Here is a 17,515-nt window from a genome sequence, read left to right on the forward strand (position 1 = left end):
AGGCGGCCCGATGTCTCCGTCACGCGGTCTCCTGGCGTCCTGGAGCGGGGGACAGGGGAGTCGACGCCCGCGTCAGCATGCGGAGGGCCTCGTTGGTGTCGAGCGCGGTACGCAGGCCCGGCAGGGAGAGTCCGAGTTCGACCAGGGTGATGGCGACCGCGGGGCGCATGCCCGCCACGACGGTGTCCGCCGCCAGGAGCCGGGCGTTCGCGGCGATCTCCGCGAAGACACGGCCGAGGAAGGAGTCCACGATCTCGACGCCGGAGACGTCGATGACGACGCCCGCGGCCGAACTGCGTGCGATGGCCTCGCCGATGTCCTGCTGGAGCTGCTCGGCGGCCTTGTCGTGCAGCTCGCCGTGGAGCGTGACCAGCAGGACGTCGCCGAGTTTGAGGACGGGGACGTGGGTGCTGTCCGGCCCCCCGAAGCCGTCGATCATCGTGGGCCGCCTCCGCCCGCCGGCCGGTCCACGATCACGGCGCCCTGCTGGTGCAGCGCGTAGGCGAGGGCGTCCGCGAGGCTCGCGCGGGTGACGACCGAGCCCAGGTCGATGCCCAGATGCACGATGGTCTGGGCGATGGCGGGCCGGATGCCGGAGACGACGCACTCGGCTCCCATGAGCCGTGCCGCCGCGACGGTCTTCATCAGGTGCTGCGCCACCAGTGAGTCGACGGTGGGCACCCCGGTGATGTCCAGGATGGCGAAGCCGGCCTGCTGGGTGACGATCGCCTCCAGCAGGCTCTCCATCACGACCTGGCTGCGGGCGCTGTCCAGGGTGCCGATGAGCGGCACCGCGACGATGCCGGTCCACAACTTGATGACGGGCGTGGCCACTTCGAGCAGTTGCAGGCGCTGGCGCTCGATGATCTCCTCGCCCGCGCTGAGGGCGGTCTCCATGACGAGGAGGCGCAGGGTGCCGAGCAGGACGGTGAGCGTGACCACATGGGGTGAGGCGGCCTCGCCGTCCGACATGGCCAGGTCGGCGGTCAGCAGAGCGGTGACCGAGGAGCGCAGCGCCGCCACCTCGTCGGCGATGTGGGAGGGAGCCGCGCCCGCCCGCGCGCGTGCGGCGGCCATCCGGGTCAGCTGCTCCCGCACGTCCTCGAAACCCGCGGCCCTCAGGTCCTCGACGCGCCCGGAGGCGGCGACCGCGGCGAGTGCGTCCACCAGCGCGCCGGCGGCTTCGACGGCCTCGTCGCGGGAGACCGTGAACACCGTGCGGAACAGTGTCTCGTCGGCCCAGCGCTGAGCGATCTGCTCGCGGCGGCGCCCGAGGAACTCCCCGACGACCCGCGCCGCCGTCCCCAGGTCCGTTGCCGACTCCTGCTCCGTCACGTCACTGTCTCCTTCGTGCATGTGCTTGTCCGGTTGCCGGGGGCCTTCTCCAAGGGCGCGGTTCATTGTCGCGTGACAACTGTAATCATGAGAGATCGCGCCGAACACCCATGGCCCCTTCGACCACCGCCCGCGGCCTCGGCACCGCCCGGGCCGGTCGCCGGTGCCTGCGGAAACCCTACGGGGCTCCCTGCTGCCCGAACCAGTCCAGACACACCACCAGCGCGTCGTCCTGGGAGTCGGGCCCGCCGCGGTGGTGGGTGAGCTCCCGCAGCACGGCGCCGGGCACCTCGGCCGCGGGCAGCAGCCTGGTGGCCGCTATGGCCTTCGCCAGTGCCTTCTCGCCGTAGGACTCGCCCCCGGGCGCGCTGACCGCGTAGACACCGTCGCTGACGAAGACGAGCCGGTCGCCCGGCTCCATCCGGATCTCCTGGGCGACGTAGTCCGTCTCCTCGAACATGCCGAGCGGCAGCTGGGCCTCGAAGTCCATCGTCTCCACGCTGCGCCCGCGCAGCCGGAGCATGCGCGGGGAGCCGGCGTCCACGACCTTCATCCGCCCGGTGGACAGTTCCACGTCGAGCAGCAGCACGGACAGATAGGCGGAGCCCCGGTGCTGGGCGTAGATCGCCTGGTCGGCCAGGGCCGCCTGGTCCTCGATGGAGATCCCGGCGCGCCGCGCGTTGCGCAGCGCGTTGATCCCGAGGTTGGTCAGCAGCGAGGCCTCGATGCCCTCGCCCATGCCGTTGGTGATGTAGATCATCAGACGGTCGGGTCCGGCGGACCAGTCGAAGTTGTCCCCGAAGATGGCGTAGGCGGGCTCCAGCTGTGCGCCCAGCGCGTACTCGGGTCGGGCGCACGACCGGCCCGGGAGCAGCTGCCACTGCATCTCCGCCGCGAGGGTCAGCCGCTCCCGGCGGCTGGCCCGCATATAGACGTCGGTGTCCCGGGTGGCCACGACCAGCTCATGGCCGAGGACCTCGGCGATGTCGGCCAGTTCGGGCAGTGCCCCGTCCGCCTCGCCGGCCGGCAGCGTGACCGTCAGAACGCCGAGCCGGTCCCCGCGCACGGTCACGGGCAGATGGATCCGGACCAGGTCGCCGAGTTCCTCCACGACGGGGTCCTGGGCGCCGAAGGCCCGCCCGGCCGTACTGCCGTGCATGGGCAGGGATACGGGTTCGGCCGTGTGGGACTGTGTGGGGACGGGTTGCAGCACGGTGAGCGCGTAGTCGGCCATCAGGAGGTCGACCGACTCCGCGGCGTGCTCGGTGCGCAGCACCTCGCGGAGCGCGTCCACCAGCCGATGCGGTGCCGCGGTCCGAAGCGCCCTTTCCGCTGCGAGGAAACTGTTCACGATGTCGGGTACGCCATTCTTCTACTAGTACGATTCCGGACCCCTGTCATCGCGGGGTGGTGCGGTCGTGCGCCGGAGTCCGTGTCTATCGTTGTGCGTGTGCCTCGTCCCCGGCGGGCCGACAGCATCCGAGAAGTCTGGGAGAGTGAGATGGTGACTTCCTCCAGCCCGCGTCCGGAACCCGCAGAGGTGGCGCATGTGACCTCAGAGGCGGCCGAGCTGCTGGAGATCCTGTGGGGACGTGCCTCGACGGCCCCCGTCTCCGCCTCCCAGTTGCGGGTGCTCTTCATTCTGGAGCACAACGAGGGGATCAACCTGCGGACGCTCGCCGACGCGCTCGGCTCGACGCCGCCCTCGACGAGCCGGCTGTGCGACCGGCTCCAGGCCGTCGGGTTCGTCGAGCGTGCGGCCAGCTCCGTCAGCCGCCGCGAGCTGCGGCTGTATCTGAGCCACCGGGGCCGGACGTTCCTGGCCGAGCTGAGGGCACGGCGCGAGGAGGCCCTTGAGTCCGTCCTGGCCCAGATGCCGGCGGCCAAGAGGACCGCGCTGCTCCAGGGGCTCGAGGCGTTCGTCGCCGCCGCGGCGGCCCAGCTCCACGACGCAGAGGGAACCGACGCACGCACGGCGTGAACCGGGGCAGTCGGCTCCGCCCACCGCAACATTCCAGTTCCCTCCGTGCGTTCGATGCCACCACACTTTGTTGCCTGACGGCTACAGTTGTCAAACGGCAAGTATTGCCGCCGAGTGGCCCCCGCGTGGGCGCATGCCCACGCGAAGGCGACGCGGGGTCGGGGAACGTCGGGGAAACGCGGCTGCCGTGCCCCCGTCAGGGGGTGTCGACGCCCCCGAGGAGGGGCGTGCCCGATATGGGCGGTTCGGTGGGGGCTTCCACGGCGGCGAGCGCGTCGTCCGCGCTCCCGAACGAGGGGACGGTCAGGCTGACCCCCGTCAGGTCCAGGATGCGCCGCACGGCGGGTGTGGGATCGATGAGTCCGATGGAGCCGTCGGCCTGCCGGGTCTCCTTGTAGGCCCGCAGGACGATGTTGATGCCGGACGAGTCCATGAACGGCACGGACGACAGGTCGAGCAGCAGGTGCCGCCGGCCGTGGTGCATCTGGTTGGCCAGGTGGTAGTGCAACTCCGTCGCGGTGTCGACGTCCAGGTAGCCCTCGACGGTGACCAGCGCGACGCCCTCTCGTGGTGTTGCCACATCGATGGACAGGGGGGTCTTCTCAGCCGACACAATGTCCTCCCATACATACGGCTTGAGGGGTTCCGCCTACCCCGGGCCGGGCTCCCGATGCACCGATGGCCGCGCCCCAGTGGTGATCAACCTCTCCCCACCGGACCCGGTCCGGCGGGGAACGCGCGCCCGGATACCCCGGCCTCCCCTTCCCACACCCCGTGCGCGGCGCGGGTCAGCCGACCCCACCGTCCCCCAGCCACTTGCCCAGCCGCCGCGCCCGCACGGAGAGCCCCTCCTTCTTGCGCGGCGCGCCCTCCTGCCGAGGGGTCGGCAACGCGCCGAAGGTCTCCTGGTAGCCCGCCAGCGCCTCGTGCGCCAAGTCCGCCGCCTCCCGATACAGGTCCCGCGACTTCGTCATGGCGTCGAGGGCCTCGGCGTACGAGGCGATCCGGCTGCGGGCGAGATCCAGCTCCTCCTGCAGGGTCCGCAGATGCCACTGCTCGCGCAGCGCGTCCAGCGCCTCCTCCCCGCCCTCGGGCAGCGGCCCGGACGGCTCGGCGCGGCGCCGTACGACATCGACGAGGTCCGTGGGCACCGAGCCGTCCAGGAACACGGAGCGCACGCTGAGGCCGTTGTCCTCGACGCCGGGCTTGCCCGACACCGCGGGCAGCACCACGGCCCCGCCGCGGGGCACCCGCACCCCCAGGTCGTACAGCGCCCAGTTGACCACCTGGAACTGCTCCGGAGCGGCACGGTGCTCCACGACGCGGTGCCGCAGGGAGGGCGGCAGCATCGACGCCAGCGGCCGCAGCCCGCGATCGTCGGTGGTCATCGCCTCGTGGATCACCACATGGATGGCCCAGGTGTGCCGACCGCACTCCTTCAGCAGTCGCTTGAGGGCCCGGTCGTCCGAGGGCAGCGGGTTGATCTGCCGGAACCGCAGACCCGGGACCACGGGGACGACGTCGTGATCCCACGGGCTGTCCTCGTCGTCGGGCCAGAAGAAGGTCGCGGGCGAGGGCCAGTCGAGCTCCCAGCCCCGGTCCGCCTCGGCCACGAGCACCCACTCCCGCCCGCCGTCCTGGCCCTGCTCGGCCCGAAGGTCGAGACGGGCCCGTACGACGACGTCGTCGGCGACCGTCCAGCGCGCCTCGAAGAAGCAGCCGCCCTCGGCCGCGTCCTCGCCCCGGTGGCCGGGGGCGCCCGGCGCCTCGGGCCCGTGGGACCCCTCGGGCCCGTCGGGCGGGTCCGACTCGTCGGACACGTAGAAGTTCTGGATGGCCGCGTCGCGCTTCAGCGCGCGCAGACGCCGCCGGACGGTGTCCTCGGCCTCCGGGCCGAGGTGTCGCCCACGTGCCAGCCACACGGTGTCGGGAGCCGTGGCACGGACGATGGAGGGCTTCGCCATGGATCACTCTGCGGTACGGGGTCGATGGGACGCCTCCCAGTATGGTCCGAGCATGCCACGGGCCTGGAGGCGAGGTCGGGGATGATCGCTCCCCCTACCGTATTGCCATTGGGCGGGCGGATATGCGTGGCGACGAGCAAAAAGTCCGGAAGTCGAGCCGATGGGACGAGCGGCGAAAACGTGCCAACCTGCGGTCCGACGAACTGAGTTATGCGTGGCGTGCCCGGGGCGGGGCATCCGGCTCTCACACCGAAGAGGCCGCAAGAGGTCGCAAGAGATCGAGAGGAAGGCCTGGTCGTGCTCGTTCCGGACCCGAAGGTCGTCAGAGGGCTGCTGACCCGCTACGCGTCCCTGCAGATCGCGCTGGCCGAGAAGCGGACGCCCGAGGGGGCTCGCGAGCTGGAGGACGTCAGTTACACGCTGTGCGTCATGATGGCGACGCGCGGTGTCCATGAGGCCGTGGCGGCCGGGGACGCGCTGCTCCTGGCCGGATCCGGACGCGCGGGACTCCGGGAGCCGGACGGCGGCGGCGCCGTGCCGCTGCCCGTCTGAGGCTCGGCCCGTCGGGCCGATCGCATGCGTCACCGCGCCGGAGCCCGGCTCGCGGCGCGGTGATCTCGTCGATCCGTGCGGCGCGCCCGCGCGAAACCGCCGCAGTGCGCGGACGGCGGGATCGCTAAGGGCTGTCCCGCAATCCCCAGCGGGCGCGCGACGACAGCTACGGCACCTCGCCGCGTTGTCGGATCGCCCGCATACACCCAGTATGCGGACGACCCTCCGCCTTGCGACGCACCGCATCTGACGCCGCGCGCTGATCCGCCGGGGATTGCCGGACAGCCCTTAGGGCAGCAGCTTGTCGACCGCCGCTCGTCCCTCGGAGGCGAGCTTGCGTTCCGCCCAGGCGAGGGTCTTGGGGGTGATGTCCCTCCCCGAGGCGAGGATCAGGTCCTCGCACGAGGGCTCCTGGGGAGCCACGTGCAGCAGGTCGTCCGGCGTGGCGCGGTCGCCGGACGGGCGGTGTGACGCATCGGGTCGTGACGTCGGCATCTTGTCTCCCACGGGAGTCGATCCGCGGTGGTGATGCCCGCGGAAGCGTCGCGGGAGCGGCACACCACCCTTCACCTCACCTTTCACCGCAATGGCGCCTTCCGCATCCCGGGAGGGGCGGCATCCCCCGCTCGCGGACCGTGCGTGACGGCCCGTGCGTCCTGGGTGGCCGGAAGCGCTGTCCGAAAGCCGCCGAGGGATAACCCTTGATTCCGCACCGCCTCACTGACATGCGCGAGTCAAGGCTGCCACCCTGCCACCAGCCGCGGTGTCCACCCGTGAGGGAGGACGGCCCGCGGTTACGGTTCCCCGCACCGCTCAGCTCGTTCCGGACAGCACATCCCGTCTGCCCGGTCTGTCACCGGCCGTAGGACTCACGGCCGCAGCAGTAGGAGTACGAGTGAGACGAATACCCCGTCAGGCGATGGCGACCGGAGCCCTCGTGGCGACCGCCGCCTTCCTCGCCGTCGGCATGCAGGCGGCTCCGGCGACCGCCACCCCCGCTCCCCACGCCGGCACCCTGCGCTCCGGGGCCCTGGAGGCGAAACTCTCCCCCGCCCAGCACAGCGCACTCCTCAAGAGCGCGGCAGAGACGACGACGCGGACCGCGCGCTCCCTCGGCCTCGGCCCGAAGGAGAAACTGGTCGTCAAGGACGTCGTCAAGGACAACGACGGCACGCTCCACACCCGTTACGAGCGCACCTACGACGGCCTGCCCGTCCTCGGCGGCGACCTCGTCGTGCACACCCCGCCGGCCTCCCTGGCCAGCGGCACCGTGAGCACGACGTTCAACAACAAGCACACGATCACGGTGCCCACGACCACCGCGGCGTTCACCAGGTCCGCGGCCCAGTCGAAGGCGCTGACGACCGCCCGGGCGCTCGACGCCAAGAACCCCGCCACCCAGAGCGCCCGCAAGGTGATCTGGGCCGGCAGCGGAACGCCGAAGCTCGCCTGGGAGACGGTGGTCAGCGGGTTCCAGGACGACGGCACGCCCAGCCGGCTGCACGTCATCACGGACGCCACCACCGGCCAGGAGCTGTACCGCTACCAGGGCATCGAGACCGGCGTCGGCAACACCCAGTACAGCGGCACGGTCACGCTGACCACGACACAGTCGGGCTCGACCTACACGCTGAACGACGCCGCGCGCGGCGGTCACAAGACGTACAACCTGAACCACGGGACGTCCGGCACCGGCACCCTGTTCTCGCAGTCGAACGACACCTGGGGCAACGGCACGACGTCCAACGCGGCCACCGCGGGCGCCGACGCCGCCTACGGCGCGCAGGAGACCTGGGACTTCTACAAGAACTCCTTCGGCCGCAGCGGCATCAAGAACGACGGCACGGCCGCCTACTCCCGCGTGCACTACGGCAACTCGTACGTGAACGCGTTCTGGGACGACGGCTGCTTCTGCATGACCTACGGCGACGGCTCGGGCAACAACGACCCGCTGACGGCGCTGGACGTGGCCGGCCACGAGATGAGCCACGGCGTCACCTCCAACACCGCGGGCCTGGACTACACCGGCGAGTCCGGCGGCCTGAACGAGGCGACCTCGGACATCATGGGCACCGGCGTGGAGTTCTACGCCAACAACAGCTCCGACCCCGGTGACTACCTCATCGGCGAGAAGATCAACATCAACGGCGACGGCACCCCGCTGCGCTACATGGACAAGCCCAGCAAGGACGGCGGCTCCGCCGACAGCTGGTACTCCGGTGTCGGCAACCTCGACGTGCACTACTCGTCGGGTCCCGCCAACCACATGTTCTACCTGCTCTCCGAGGGCAGCGGCACCAAGGTCATCAACGGGGTGACCTACAACAGCCCGACCTCGGACGGTGTCGCCGTCACCGGCATCGGCCGCGACAAGGCGCTGCAGATCTGGTACAAGGCGCTGACGTCCTACATGACGTCCAGCACCAACTACGCCGCGGCACGCACGGCCGCCCTGAACGCGGCGACGGCACTGTACGGTGCCAACTCCGCCGAGTACGCCGCGGTCGGCAACGCCTTCGCCGGCATCAACGTGGGCAGCCACATCACTCCGCCGAGCAGCGGCGTGACGGTCACCAACCCGGGCAGCCAGACCTCGACCGTGGGCACGGCCGTGAGCCTGCAGATCGCGGCGTCCAGCACCAACAGCGGCGCCCTGTCCTACAGCGCGACCGGTCTGCCGGCGGGACTCTCGATCAACAGCTCGACCGGAGCCATCACCGGCACGCCGACGACCGCGGGCACCTACAGCACCACGGTGACCGTGACCGACAGCAAGGGTGTGACCGGCACCGCCACCTTCACCTGGACGGTCAACTCCTCGGGCGGCGGCGGAACCTGCACCTCGACCCAGCTGCTGGGCAACCCGGGCTTCGAGTCCGGCAACACCACCTGGACCGCCTCCAGCGGGGTCATCACCAACAGCAGCAGTGAAGCGGCGCACGGTGGCTCGTACAAGGCCTGGATCGACGGCTACGGCTCCACGCACACCGACACGCTGTCCCAGTCCGTGACCATCCCCGCGGGCTGCAAGGCGACGCTCACCTACTGGCTGCACATCGACTCCGCCGAGACCACCACGAGCACCCAGTACGACAAGCTCACGGTGACCGCCGGCTCCAAGACCCTGGCCACGTACTCGAACCTCAACAAGGCCACGGGCTACGCCCAGAAGTCCTTCGACCTGTCCTCGCTCGCCGGGACCACGGTCACCCTGAAGTTCAGCGGTGTGGAGGACTCCTCGCTGCAGACCAGCTTCGTCGTCGACGACACCGCGCTGACGACCAGCTGACCATCACCACCACCGTGGGGGCCGTCCACCGGGCGGCCCCCACGGCCTGTTCCCGGTGCCTTCCGGCCCCCTCACTCCGCCGCCCCGTCCTCGGCCCGGGCAGGCTCGGGCCGCTGCTGGAAGAGGGTGTACAGCCACAGCAGCGACGGCAGGAGCAGCAGCGCTCCCACCGCCAGGGCGACGAGGGTGCTGCCCAGCACGGAGCACTGGGAGGCGCTCGCCCGGACCGTGACCGACGGCGCGGGGCGTCGGCCCGCAGGACGGCGATGCCCACGACGGCCACCAGCCCCGTCACCACGCCCGTGACCAGCGCCCGCCGCCGGAAGTACGCCACCAGCTCCGGCTGCGCGGAGCGGTCGGAGTCGCCGCTCAGATACACCGCCGCGAGATAGGCGCAGGTGCGACGGTGAAGCCCAGGCGGTGGTAGCGGTCGAGGCGACCGCGCAGCAGGGCCACCCCGTACACGGCGGCGGTCAGGAAGGACGTCACCATGAGCGCCGCCAGGATCATGTGCGTGGTCTGCGGCGGGGTCGCGGGATTGAACATCGCCGCCCACGGGTCGACGTGGACCACGTTGCCGTCGCGGAGGGTGAAGCCGCGCGGCTGGTTCGTCCAGGCGTTGGCGCACACCACGAAGAAGGCGGAGGCGATCCCGGCGACGACGATGGGGACGCCCGTCAGGAGATGGCGGCGCGGGGGCAGCCGGTCCCACGCGTACAGATAGATGCCCAGGAAGATCGCCTCGATGAAGAAGGCGATGCCCTCCATGGCGAACGGCAGCCCGATCACCTGGCCGTAGGTCCCCGTCAGACCGGGCCACAGCAGCCCCATCTCGAAACTGAGGATGGTGCCCGACACCGCGCCCACCGCGAACAGCACCCCCATCGCGCGGGCCCATCTGCGGGCGAGCAGACGGCAGGAGGGATCGCCGGTGCGCGCGCCCCACCACTCCACGGTCAGGGGCAGCAGGGGCAGTCCGACGCCCAGGCACGCCAGGACGATGTGCCAGGCGAGGGAGAAGCCCATCTGGGCACGCGCCGCGTCCAGGTTCCCCTGGCTCGCGCTCGCGACGACCGGTGCCATCGAACACCGCCTCTCCGCTCGGCTCGGGCACGTCGGCGGTGATCCCTACCCGTTCCCGGCGGCGCCGCCACGGCCGGTGGGCGGACGTCACCCCGATCACTGGGCGAGGATGTCGATGCCGTCCCCGACCAGCTTGAGTCCGATGACGAAGAAGAGGACGGCCATCACCGCGGTGTTGTGCCGTGCGGCCCAGTCCCGCCAGCCGCCGAGGACGGTCTTGGCGCGCTCTCCCATGAACAGGTAGACGGCGAGCGGCGCCAGCACCCCGATCGAGGAGATGACGACGAACACGGCCATCGCCCCGATCTGCTCCGGCACCGCGATCGCCGTGGCGCTGATGGAGGCGCCGGCGGCGATGGTCAGGGGCGCGTTCTTGGCGTTGGCCGCCGCCAGCAGGAAGCCCAGGCCCAGCACCTTCGGCGGGGTGAAGCCGTCGATGGCGGCCATCCACTTCGGCAGTTGGGCCTGGGAGGGGTCGGTGGGCCGATGGCGCCACATCCGGGCCGAGAACAGGGCGAGCAGGAGGCCGAGGGCGAGCTTGAGGGCGCCCACCCAGGTGGCCGGGTGCTTGTGCGTGGAGGCCCCTCCGGTGCCGCCCACCGCGAGCATGATCGCACCGAGCAGGGCCAGCCCCAGGATCCAGCCGACGGCGAACAGGGTGCCGTTCACGCGGCCCTGGGGCGTGGCGAGGACCAGGATGATCGCCACGATGGGAAGCGGGCTGACCGCCACCGCGGCGGCCAGGCCCAGCACTTCGCCGACGGCATGTCCCACGACGGACTCCTCGCGTCAGTTGTCGATGCCGCTCACGCTGATCGGCAGATGCCGGGGGCCCCGCAGGATCGCGTTGCGCCGGTACGGGGGCGGATCCTGGAGCAGCCGGGGGTTGCCGAGCCGGCGGGCCAGCTCGGTCAGCGCGAGCTGCGCCTCCAGCCGGGCGAGCGGGGCCCCGAAGCAGGAGTGCAGTCCGTGCCCGAAGCCGAGGTGCTCGTTGTCGGGGCGGTCCGGGATGAAGCGGTCCGGGTCCTTGAAGCGCTTGGGGTCCCGGCTGCCGGAGGCCAGCATGAGGTACACGGCGGAACCCTTGGGGATGAGCGTCCCCGCGACCTCGATGTCCGCCAGCGTGGTGCGCTGCGGCAGCATCTGCACCGGAGGCTCGAAGCGCAGCAGCTCCTCGACGAGCGGCACGGCGAGGTCGGGGTCCGAGCGCAGCCGCTGCAGCACGTCGGGGTTGCGCAGCAGCGTGAGCATCCCGTTGGTGATGAGGTTGACCGTGGTCTCGTGGCCGGCGATCAGCAGCAGCGCCGAGGTGGTGATGATCTCCACGGGCGACATGCGGTCGTCCCCGCCGTGGCCCGCGGCCATCGCGGACAGCATGTCGTCGCGCGGTGAGCGCCTGCGCTCCTCGATGAGACCGGCGAGATAGGTGGCCAGCTGGCCCCGGGCCGCGCGGACCCCTTCCACCTTCGCCACCCGTTCCTCGTCCGTGACGACCGGGTCGAGCCCGGCCGCGATGACGTCGGCCCATTCGTGGAAGCGCTTCTCGTCCTCGCGCGGCACACCCAGCAGCCGGCAGATCACCGTGACGGGAAAGGGGTAGGCGATGTCGTCGACGAGGTCGATCTGGTCCTTGCCCAGGCACGCGTCGATGAGCCCCGAGACGATCGAGGACAGCTCGCCGTGCATGTCGTACACGCGGCGGGGCGTCTGGGGAGGCCCGAAGGGGTGCATGGCCAGGCCGCGCAGCCTGTCGTGCTCGGGCGGGTCGAGCCGCAGGAAGTTCGGGGGCAGGTTCGGGTCCTGTTCCTGACCGGTGGCCCGGGCCGCCTCCGGGGTCAGATTGCGGGCGTCGGAACTGATCCGCGGGTCGTGCAGCAGCCCGTGGATCTCCCAGTACGTGCTGACCAGGTACGGACCCGCCTCGTCCCGGACCACCGGCGTCCTGCGCAGCTCGGCGTACAGGGGGTAGGGGTCGGGCAGGCTGGCGCTGTCGGTGATCTTGTGCAGCATGGCGACCGACGTCATGGCTGGTTCCTTCCGAGTGCTTCGGCCGGGCGGCGGGCCCCGCTCCTTGGGGGTGCGTCCGGGTCAGGCACGGGTGGGCGTGAACGTGATGCGCCGGTCGGTCGGCGAGTGGCCGCTGAGGGTCACGGAGGGCCCGTGGGAGGGGACGGAGGGGTCGGGGAACCCGGCGGGCACCGGCTGGAGCCCCTCGGGGCGCCGGTCGACGTTCGGGGGTTCGGGCGGGAACGAGGCCGCACGCTCGATCTGCCGCTCGTAGAAGTCGAGCCACTTCGCCTGGTCGAAGGTGACCGCGGCGATGACACGGCCCTGGTGCCCGTAGGCCGCGGTGAAGCGGTGGTCGGCGAGCGAGCCCTGGGTCACCACGATCTGGTCGGCCATCGGCGGGACGCCGACCGACTTGATGTTCACCCCGAACTGCGCGGACCAGAAGGACGGCATCCACAGGTGCGGCCGCCGTTCGGCGCTGGCGCTGACCATGTTGTGGGCGGCGATCTGCGCCTGGGCGACGGCGTTGCCCCAGTGCTCCAGGGAGAGGAACTGGTAGCCGAACAGGGGGTGCGGGGAGCGGGCGACGTCTCCGGCCACGAACACGTCGTCGGTGACGATGCCCCGTACGTCGAAGGCGCGGCAGCCGGCGTCGCAGGCGATGCCGCGCGGCCCCGCGCCGAGCCCGGAGTCCGCGAGCCACTCGGTGTTGCGGGTCGCGCCCAGGCAGACGACGACCACCTCCGCCTCGACGGACTCACCGTCCGAGAAGTGGGCCTTGCGCACCCGGCCCGCCGGGTCTCCCTCCAGCCCGGTGACCTGCACGCCGCACCGCAGGTCGACACCGTGCGCCCGGTGCAGTTCCGTGGCCACCGCGCCGACCACGCCACCGAGCGCGCCCACCAGCGGTGACGGGCCCCGCTCGGCGACGGTCACGGCGAGCCCGCGCTCCCGGCAGGCCGAGGCGATCTCGGAGCCCGTGAACCCGGCCCCGATCACCAGCACCCGGCGCGGCCCGGCCTTCAGCCGGTGGTGCAGCCGGGCGGCGTCGTCGCGGGTGCGCAGCACGAAGACCCCGTCCAGCTGGGCCTCCATCGGGTTCGGCCAGGGGCGGGCCCGTACCCCGGTCGTGATCAGCAGCCGGTCGTAGTCGAGCGTGTCGCCGTCCGACAGCCGTACCCGCTTCCCGGCCAGGTCGAGGCCGGTCGCGGCGACGCCGAGCCGCCACTTGGCGTCGATGTCCCGGGTGCGGGGCAGCGCGGTGTGGTCGGGGGGGACGAGGCCCAGCAGCACCTGCTTGGACAGCGGCGGCCGGTCGTAGGGCTCGTGGGGCTCGTCGCCGACCATCGTGATCGTGCCGGTGAAGCCCTCGTCGCGCAGGGCCTCGGCGGCCCTGAGGCCGGTCAGGGAGGCACCCACGACGACGATGTCGCCCTGTCGCCGGAACCTCTGGAGATAGCCGTCGTCCGACACGTCAGTCACCGTCCTTCCGCACGGCTCGCGCCCCGTCCTCGTACTCGACGGTGATCGCCTGGACGGGACACGCGCTCGCCGCCCGCCGCACGTCGCGCCACCGGGAGTCCTCGGGCTGAGGGTCGTACATCACCGCCTCGTCGCCGTGCATGAGGAACACGTCCGGGGCGAGGAAGGCGCACTGGGCGTATCCCTGGCAGCGGTTGAGATCGATGACAACTCTCATGAGCGTGACGCTCCTTCGCGCTACGGGGGCCATGGCGCCGCCTGGGTCGCGGGCGAGGCGCGCGGCCCGGATCCGAGCCGTTCGCTCTCCAGCTTGGAAGGCGCCCGGGGGCCCCGCACCTCCACTGGGCCGACGGAGTGAGCCCCCGCGCACGCGGTCCCGGTCATCCCTCCGAGGTCCGGGGCTGAGCCGCCGCCTGGACGGCCCCGGGCACCACCCGGCTCAGCCGCACCACGCCCCACACGATGAACGCGACCCCGATCGCCTCGGGCAGCAGCCACCAGCCGGTCCGGATCCGCTCTCCGAACAGGGTCACGCCGAGCACCAGGCTCACCGTCGCGTCCCCGATGGTGAGCGCCGGCTGGGACGCGGTCAGCCAGCCCGCCTGGAGGGCGTTCTCCAGCAGCAGGACCGCGGCCACACCGGTCAGCGCGAAGCCGTACGTCTGCCAGGCCGTCAGGAACGCCCCGAGGCCGCCGTCGGCGAACGTGCCCGTCGCGGACTTCAGCAGCGCGGCGGTCAGCGCGTTGCCGATGGCCGACGCCGTCGCGAGCACCGCGGCCCGGAACAGCGGCGGGCGTTCGGGGCGGGCCAGCGCCACGGCCGCGGCCATGGCGCCCAGGCACAGCACCAGCGCCGGGACCCAGCGCGTCATCGACGCCTGGTCCCGTACGCCCGAGGGGGCGGCCGATCCCAGGACCAGCGCCAGTCCCGCGACCACCGCCGTCGTGGCCTGCCAGACCGCCGGGGGCAGTCTGCGGTGCATGAGGGAGGCGACGATGAACAGGGCGATGGGCAGTTCGAGCACGAAGAGGGGCTGCACCAGCGCCATGGGCCCGTTCACCAGGGCCAGCGCCTGGAACAGCGCGGCCCCCACGACCCCGGCGATCCCGATCACCCAGGCCGGCCGGTGGGCGAGGGCGAGCAGCAGCCTCAGTCCGCCGCCCCGCGAGACGGTGGACGCGGCCTTGCGCTGGAAGGCGGTGCCCACCGCGTTGCTGGCGGCCCCCATGACGGCGAACAGCGCGGCGAGGACGATCACGCTCCCAGCATGCCCCGGAGCACCTCCGGGTGCCGCCGGACGACGCCCCGCGACCGGGTCGGGCGGCCGGGCGGGCCTCGCCCTCGTCAGGCGGCCGAGGACGCGCCGGCCGCGGCCCGGGCCCCGCCGTTCGCCGGGACACCCCCGCCTTCTGCCGCCGCCGCCAGGCCGGGCTGGAGACGGCGGGCGACGTCGAGGTGGTCACTGGTCCAGATGAGACGGACGGCGGTGGCGGTGGCCTGTCCCCGGCCCTCGCCGAGGTCCCGGCTCAGCGACGCGGCCAGGCCGGCCTCGGCGGGGGGATTGCGCGGCAGCGGGGAGGGCGCGGGGGCGCGCAGGGCGAGGGCCGAGGCCAGGTCGCGGTACCAGTCGGACACCCGGTCCGCGGCGCCCAGCAGGGCGAGCCGGGCGTCGGCACGGTCCGCTCGCCGGCGGTCGAGCCCGCCGCCCCGCCAGATCCCGAGGACGGCGTCCGCGGCCAGACGCAGCCCCACGACCCCGGTGACCAGCGTGGTCAGGTCGGCCAGGGGCAGCCGCTTGTGGCCGTGTTCGGCCAGATAGGTGCGGAAGGTGTCGTCGAGCCTGCGGGCGGATGCGGCGGCCCGGCGGCTCTGCTCCCGGGGAGCGTCCATGGACGCGGTGGCGGGCGGGGAGTCCGGCCCCGCACCGGACACGGCCCCGGTGCCGCCGAGCCCCACCGCGTACGCCACCGCCGCGGCCAGGTAGCGGGCGCTGTCCCGGTAGGCCTCCGCGAGGGCCTGGTCCACGGCGACCGCCGCGCCGCGCGGCCAGAACAGCAGCCCCACCACGACGCTCACCGCGCAGCCCATCGCGATGTCCTGGATCCGCACCAGCGCGATGTGCCAGTTCGGGTCGTGGCCGACGTTGAACAGGATGACCAGGGTCACGGTGAACGCGGCCTGGCCCGCGGCGAACGAGATGACGCTGGGGGCGATGCCCGCGGCCAGCACGGCGAGCGGCAGCAGAACCCACAGCGCCGCCCCGTGATGCCCGAACAGGTTCATCAGCCCGCCCCCGATGAGCGACCCCGCGACCGTGCCGCCCACCGCGCGCAGCGCCTTCTGCCCGGTGCTGAGCGCGTTGGACCGCAGCACGGACATGGTGCCGAGGAGCACCCAGAACGAGTGGGGAACCCCGGTCAGGTCGGCGACGGCGACGGCGGCACCCAGACCGAGCGCGCCCCTGAGGCTGTTGTGCAGCCACACCGAGTGGGTCTCCAGGTGCGCGGCGGCCCGCTCGCGTGCGGAGGCCAGCGGACCGCCGAGGACACCGGGTTCGCGGCCGAGCAGCCGGTCGGGCCAGGAGCGCCGCTCGGCGGCCGCCGCCCGGTCCACGTTCCGGGTGATCTGAAGCGTCGCGAAGCCCAGCTCCTGGGCGCGGAAGGACAGGTCCAGGGTGCCGAGGAAGGCGCGGACCGACGAGGCCGAGGGCCGGTGCACCCGGTGGGCGGGCAGCCGGGTGCCCGCGCTGCGCTCCATGTCCGCCATCGCGGCCCGCAGTTCGGTGAACGCGGCCCGCAGCGCGTCGGGCGACCGGCTCGGCTCGTGCAGCATCCGGGCCGACTCCTCCAGGGCCAGCGCGGCGGCCCGGCGGACCACATGGGCCGCCCGGTCGCACGGCGGGGGGTTCGCGTCCGGGGCCACGCTGTCGGCGACGATCGTGCACAGCCAGGTCAGTTCGTCGACCAGACGGACCACGGCGCGCGACCCCGCCGAGAGCCCGGTGGGCCGGTAGAGGGTGGCGTCGAAGGCGCGGCGCAGTTCGGCGGACGCGGCGGCCGCCTCCGCGGCGGCGGCCCGGCAGGCCGGAGCGCCGGCCGCCTCGTCGCCGCCGGCCAGCCGGGAGGCGTCGGCGCGCAGTTGGGCCGCGACCGCGCGGCAGACCCGCGAGGCGGGCGCGCACAGCGTGTCCACCGTGGGCCGGGGCCACAGCAGGGAGATCGCCAGAAGGGAGGCGGCGGCCGCCAGTCCCGCCCCCGCGAGGCGCGCGGGAATCTCGGACAGGGGGGCGGGCGAGGAGACGGGCAGGACGAACGCCAGCAGCAGGGCGTTGGTGGCCCCGGCCAGAACGGAGCTGACCACTCCGCAGAAGAGGATCACGAAGCCGACCACGACCATGGACGAGACCGCGAGCCACACCTTTCCGGCCACGACCGTGCCCAGGCAGATCAGCAGCGCCCAGACCGCCGCGAGGCCCAGATGGGCGCGCAGCCGTTGTGTCATCGGGCCGGTGAACTCCACGAGCAGCAGCATCGAGAACGACCCGAACGCCGCGTAGGTCGCCATCGTCGCCGAACCGATCACCTGGCCGCACAGCGCGAACAGGGTCGGCAGCACCAGCGCCGTCCGCACGGCCCTGCGGGTCGCCGCGAACTCGGGATCGTGCGCACGCAGCCACTCAAGGGCCCGCGCGGGCCGGATGCGGCCGAGTGTCCGCATACGCCCACCTTCCGTCGGCGGTGCGTCCGAAGTCACCTCACCCTGCCGAGTATCCGCCGTCGCCACCGCCGAGGGCCCCCGGCGTCGGCGAACCGGGTGAA

The 17,515-nt window shown here is 72.3% G+C and carries 17 protein-coding genes; 3 read left to right on the plus strand and 14 right to left on the minus strand.

Translation table 11 applies throughout. The annotated features are described in order from the left end of the window. Positions 1 to 19: 19 nt before the first annotated feature. The 3 genes from AB0C59_RS18280 to AB0C59_RS18290 all read right to left on the minus strand — a co-directional run bounded on the left by AB0C59_RS18280 (position 20) and on the right by AB0C59_RS18290 (position 2,686). On the minus strand, positions 20 to 439 hold the full coding sequence (locus AB0C59_RS18280) for an STAS domain-containing protein (RefSeq protein WP_363005644.1): 420 nt from the start codon (positions 437 to 439) through the stop codon (positions 20 to 22). Then, the gene (locus AB0C59_RS18285) at positions 436 to 1,335 is read right to left on the minus strand and encodes an STAS domain-containing protein (RefSeq protein ID WP_363005646.1); all 900 of its coding nucleotides are present in this window, start codon (positions 1,333 to 1,335) and stop codon (positions 436 to 438) included. Before AB0C59_RS18285 ends, AB0C59_RS18280 begins: the two co-directional genes overlap by 4 nt. Positions 1,336 to 1,513: 178 nt before the next feature. After that, positions 1,514 to 2,686 carry a PP2C family protein-serine/threonine phosphatase gene (locus AB0C59_RS18290; RefSeq protein WP_363005648.1) on the minus strand — a complete coding sequence of 391 codons (1,173 nt, stop codon included), beginning with the start codon at positions 2,684 to 2,686 and terminating at the stop codon, positions 1,514 to 1,516. A gap of 150 nt (positions 2,687 to 2,836) precedes the next feature. Here AB0C59_RS18290 and AB0C59_RS18295 point away from each other — a divergent pair, with 150 nt between their 5' ends. Next, on the plus strand, positions 2,837 to 3,316 hold the full coding sequence (locus AB0C59_RS18295; protein ID WP_363005650.1) for a MarR family transcriptional regulator: 480 nt from the start codon (positions 2,837 to 2,839) through the stop codon (positions 3,314 to 3,316). Positions 3,317 to 3,512: 196 nt separating this feature from the next. On the opposite strand, the gene AB0C59_RS18300 is transcribed toward AB0C59_RS18295, so the two are convergent. Both AB0C59_RS18300 and AB0C59_RS18305 read right to left on the minus strand, forming a co-directional pair. Further along, positions 3,513 to 3,929: an STAS domain-containing protein gene (locus AB0C59_RS18300; protein WP_363005652.1), complete on the minus strand. Its 417-nt coding sequence runs from the start codon at positions 3,927 to 3,929 to the stop codon at positions 3,513 to 3,515. Between the two features lie 175 nt (positions 3,930 to 4,104). Then, a complete protein-coding gene (locus AB0C59_RS18305; RefSeq protein ID WP_363005654.1) occupies positions 4,105 to 5,280 on the minus strand; it encodes a hypothetical protein in 1,176 nt (391 codons plus the stop codon). A 297-nt stretch (positions 5,281 to 5,577) separates the two neighbouring features. On the opposite strand from AB0C59_RS18305, the gene AB0C59_RS18310 reads away from it, so the two are divergent. Continuing rightward, positions 5,578 to 5,832 (plus strand): DUF5133 domain-containing protein, encoded by a 255-nt coding sequence (locus AB0C59_RS18310; protein ID WP_363005656.1) that lies wholly within the window; start codon positions 5,578 to 5,580, stop codon positions 5,830 to 5,832. Positions 5,833 to 6,120: 288 nt separating this feature from the next. Here AB0C59_RS18310 and AB0C59_RS18315 read toward each other — a convergent pair whose 3' ends face one another. After that, on the minus strand, positions 6,121 to 6,327 hold the full coding sequence (locus AB0C59_RS18315; RefSeq protein ID WP_363005658.1) for a hypothetical protein: 207 nt from the start codon (positions 6,325 to 6,327) through the stop codon (positions 6,121 to 6,123). A gap of 424 nt (positions 6,328 to 6,751) precedes the next feature. On the opposite strand from AB0C59_RS18315, the gene AB0C59_RS18320 reads away from it, so the two are divergent. Further along, positions 6,752 to 9,121, plus strand: a complete 2,370-nt coding sequence (locus AB0C59_RS18320) for a M4 family metallopeptidase (protein WP_363005797.1) — start codon at positions 6,752 to 6,754, stop codon at positions 9,119 to 9,121. A gap of 71 nt (positions 9,122 to 9,192) precedes the next feature. Here the strand turns inward: AB0C59_RS18320 and AB0C59_RS18325 are convergent, their stop codons facing one another. The 8 genes from AB0C59_RS18325 to AB0C59_RS18360 all read right to left on the minus strand — a co-directional run bounded on the left by AB0C59_RS18325 (position 9,193) and on the right by AB0C59_RS18360 (position 17,414). After that, positions 9,193 to 9,321, minus strand: coding sequence for a hypothetical protein (locus tag AB0C59_RS18325; protein ID WP_363005660.1), 129 nt, complete (start codon positions 9,319 to 9,321; stop codon positions 9,193 to 9,195). Positions 9,322 to 9,490: 169 nt separating this feature from the next. Then, the gene (locus AB0C59_RS18330) at positions 9,491 to 10,204 is read right to left on the minus strand and encodes a cytochrome ubiquinol oxidase subunit I (RefSeq protein ID WP_363005662.1); all 714 of its coding nucleotides are present in this window, start codon (positions 10,202 to 10,204) and stop codon (positions 9,491 to 9,493) included. A 96-nt stretch (positions 10,205 to 10,300) separates the two neighbouring features. Beyond that, entirely contained in the window at positions 10,301 to 10,978 is a 678-nt protein-coding gene (locus tag AB0C59_RS18335; protein ID WP_363005664.1) for a GAP family protein, read from the minus strand. A gap of 15 nt (positions 10,979 to 10,993) precedes the next feature. Then, complete coding sequence (locus tag AB0C59_RS18340) at positions 10,994 to 12,229, minus strand: cytochrome P450 (RefSeq protein WP_363005666.1); 1,236 nt, start codon at positions 12,227 to 12,229, stop codon at positions 10,994 to 10,996. A gap of 63 nt (positions 12,230 to 12,292) precedes the next feature. Beyond that, complete coding sequence (locus AB0C59_RS18345) at positions 12,293 to 13,687, minus strand: FAD-dependent oxidoreductase (protein WP_363005799.1); 1,395 nt, start codon at positions 13,685 to 13,687, stop codon at positions 12,293 to 12,295. 1 nt (position 13,688) lies between these two features. Then, entirely contained in the window at positions 13,689 to 13,913 is a 225-nt protein-coding gene (locus tag AB0C59_RS18350) for a ferredoxin (protein ID WP_363005668.1), read from the minus strand. Between the two features lie 163 nt (positions 13,914 to 14,076). Continuing rightward, the gene (locus tag AB0C59_RS18355) at positions 14,077 to 14,955 is read right to left on the minus strand and encodes a DMT family transporter (protein ID WP_363005670.1); all 879 of its coding nucleotides are present in this window, start codon (positions 14,953 to 14,955) and stop codon (positions 14,077 to 14,079) included. Between the two features lie 86 nt (positions 14,956 to 15,041). Continuing rightward, positions 15,042 to 17,414, minus strand: coding sequence for an FUSC family protein (locus tag AB0C59_RS18360; RefSeq protein ID WP_363005672.1), 2,373 nt, complete (start codon positions 17,412 to 17,414; stop codon positions 15,042 to 15,044). Between the last annotated feature and the right edge of the window lie 101 nt (positions 17,415 to 17,515).

This window comes from Streptomyces sp. NPDC048664 (assembly GCF_040650555.1).
Lineage (GTDB): Bacteria > Actinomycetota > Actinomycetes > Streptomycetales > Streptomycetaceae > Streptomyces.

What these genes read in the sequence shown, in the direction of transcription:
- AB0C59_RS18280 (WP_363005644.1), bottom strand. Translation starts at nt 439, where the DNA reads ATGATCGACGGCTTCGGGGGGCCGGACAGCACCCACGTCCCCGTCCTC.
- AB0C59_RS18295 (WP_363005650.1), top strand. Translation starts at nt 2,837, where the DNA reads ATGGTGACTTCCTCCAGCCCGCGTCCGGAACCCGCAGAGGTGGCGCAT.
- AB0C59_RS18305 (WP_363005654.1), bottom strand. Translation starts at nt 5,280, where the DNA reads ATGGCGAAGCCCTCCATCGTCCGTGCCACGGCTCCCGACACCGTGTGG.
- AB0C59_RS18315 (WP_363005658.1), bottom strand. Translation starts at nt 6,327, where the DNA reads ATGCCGACGTCACGACCCGATGCGTCACACCGCCCGTCCGGCGACCGC.
- AB0C59_RS18320 (WP_363005797.1), top strand. Translation starts at nt 6,752, where the DNA reads ATGGCGACCGGAGCCCTCGTGGCGACCGCCGCCTTCCTCGCCGTCGGC.
- AB0C59_RS18330 (WP_363005662.1), bottom strand. Translation starts at nt 10,204, where the DNA reads ATGGCACCGGTCGTCGCGAGCGCGAGCCAGGGGAACCTGGACGCGGCG.
- AB0C59_RS18340 (WP_363005666.1), bottom strand. Translation starts at nt 12,229, where the DNA reads ATGACGTCGGTCGCCATGCTGCACAAGATCACCGACAGCGCCAGCCTG.
- AB0C59_RS18350 (WP_363005668.1), bottom strand. Translation starts at nt 13,913, where the DNA reads ATGAGAGTTGTCATCGATCTCAACCGCTGCCAGGGATACGCCCAGTGC.
- AB0C59_RS18360 (WP_363005672.1), bottom strand. Translation starts at nt 17,414, where the DNA reads ATGCGGACACTCGGCCGCATCCGGCCCGCGCGGGCCCTTGAGTGGCTG.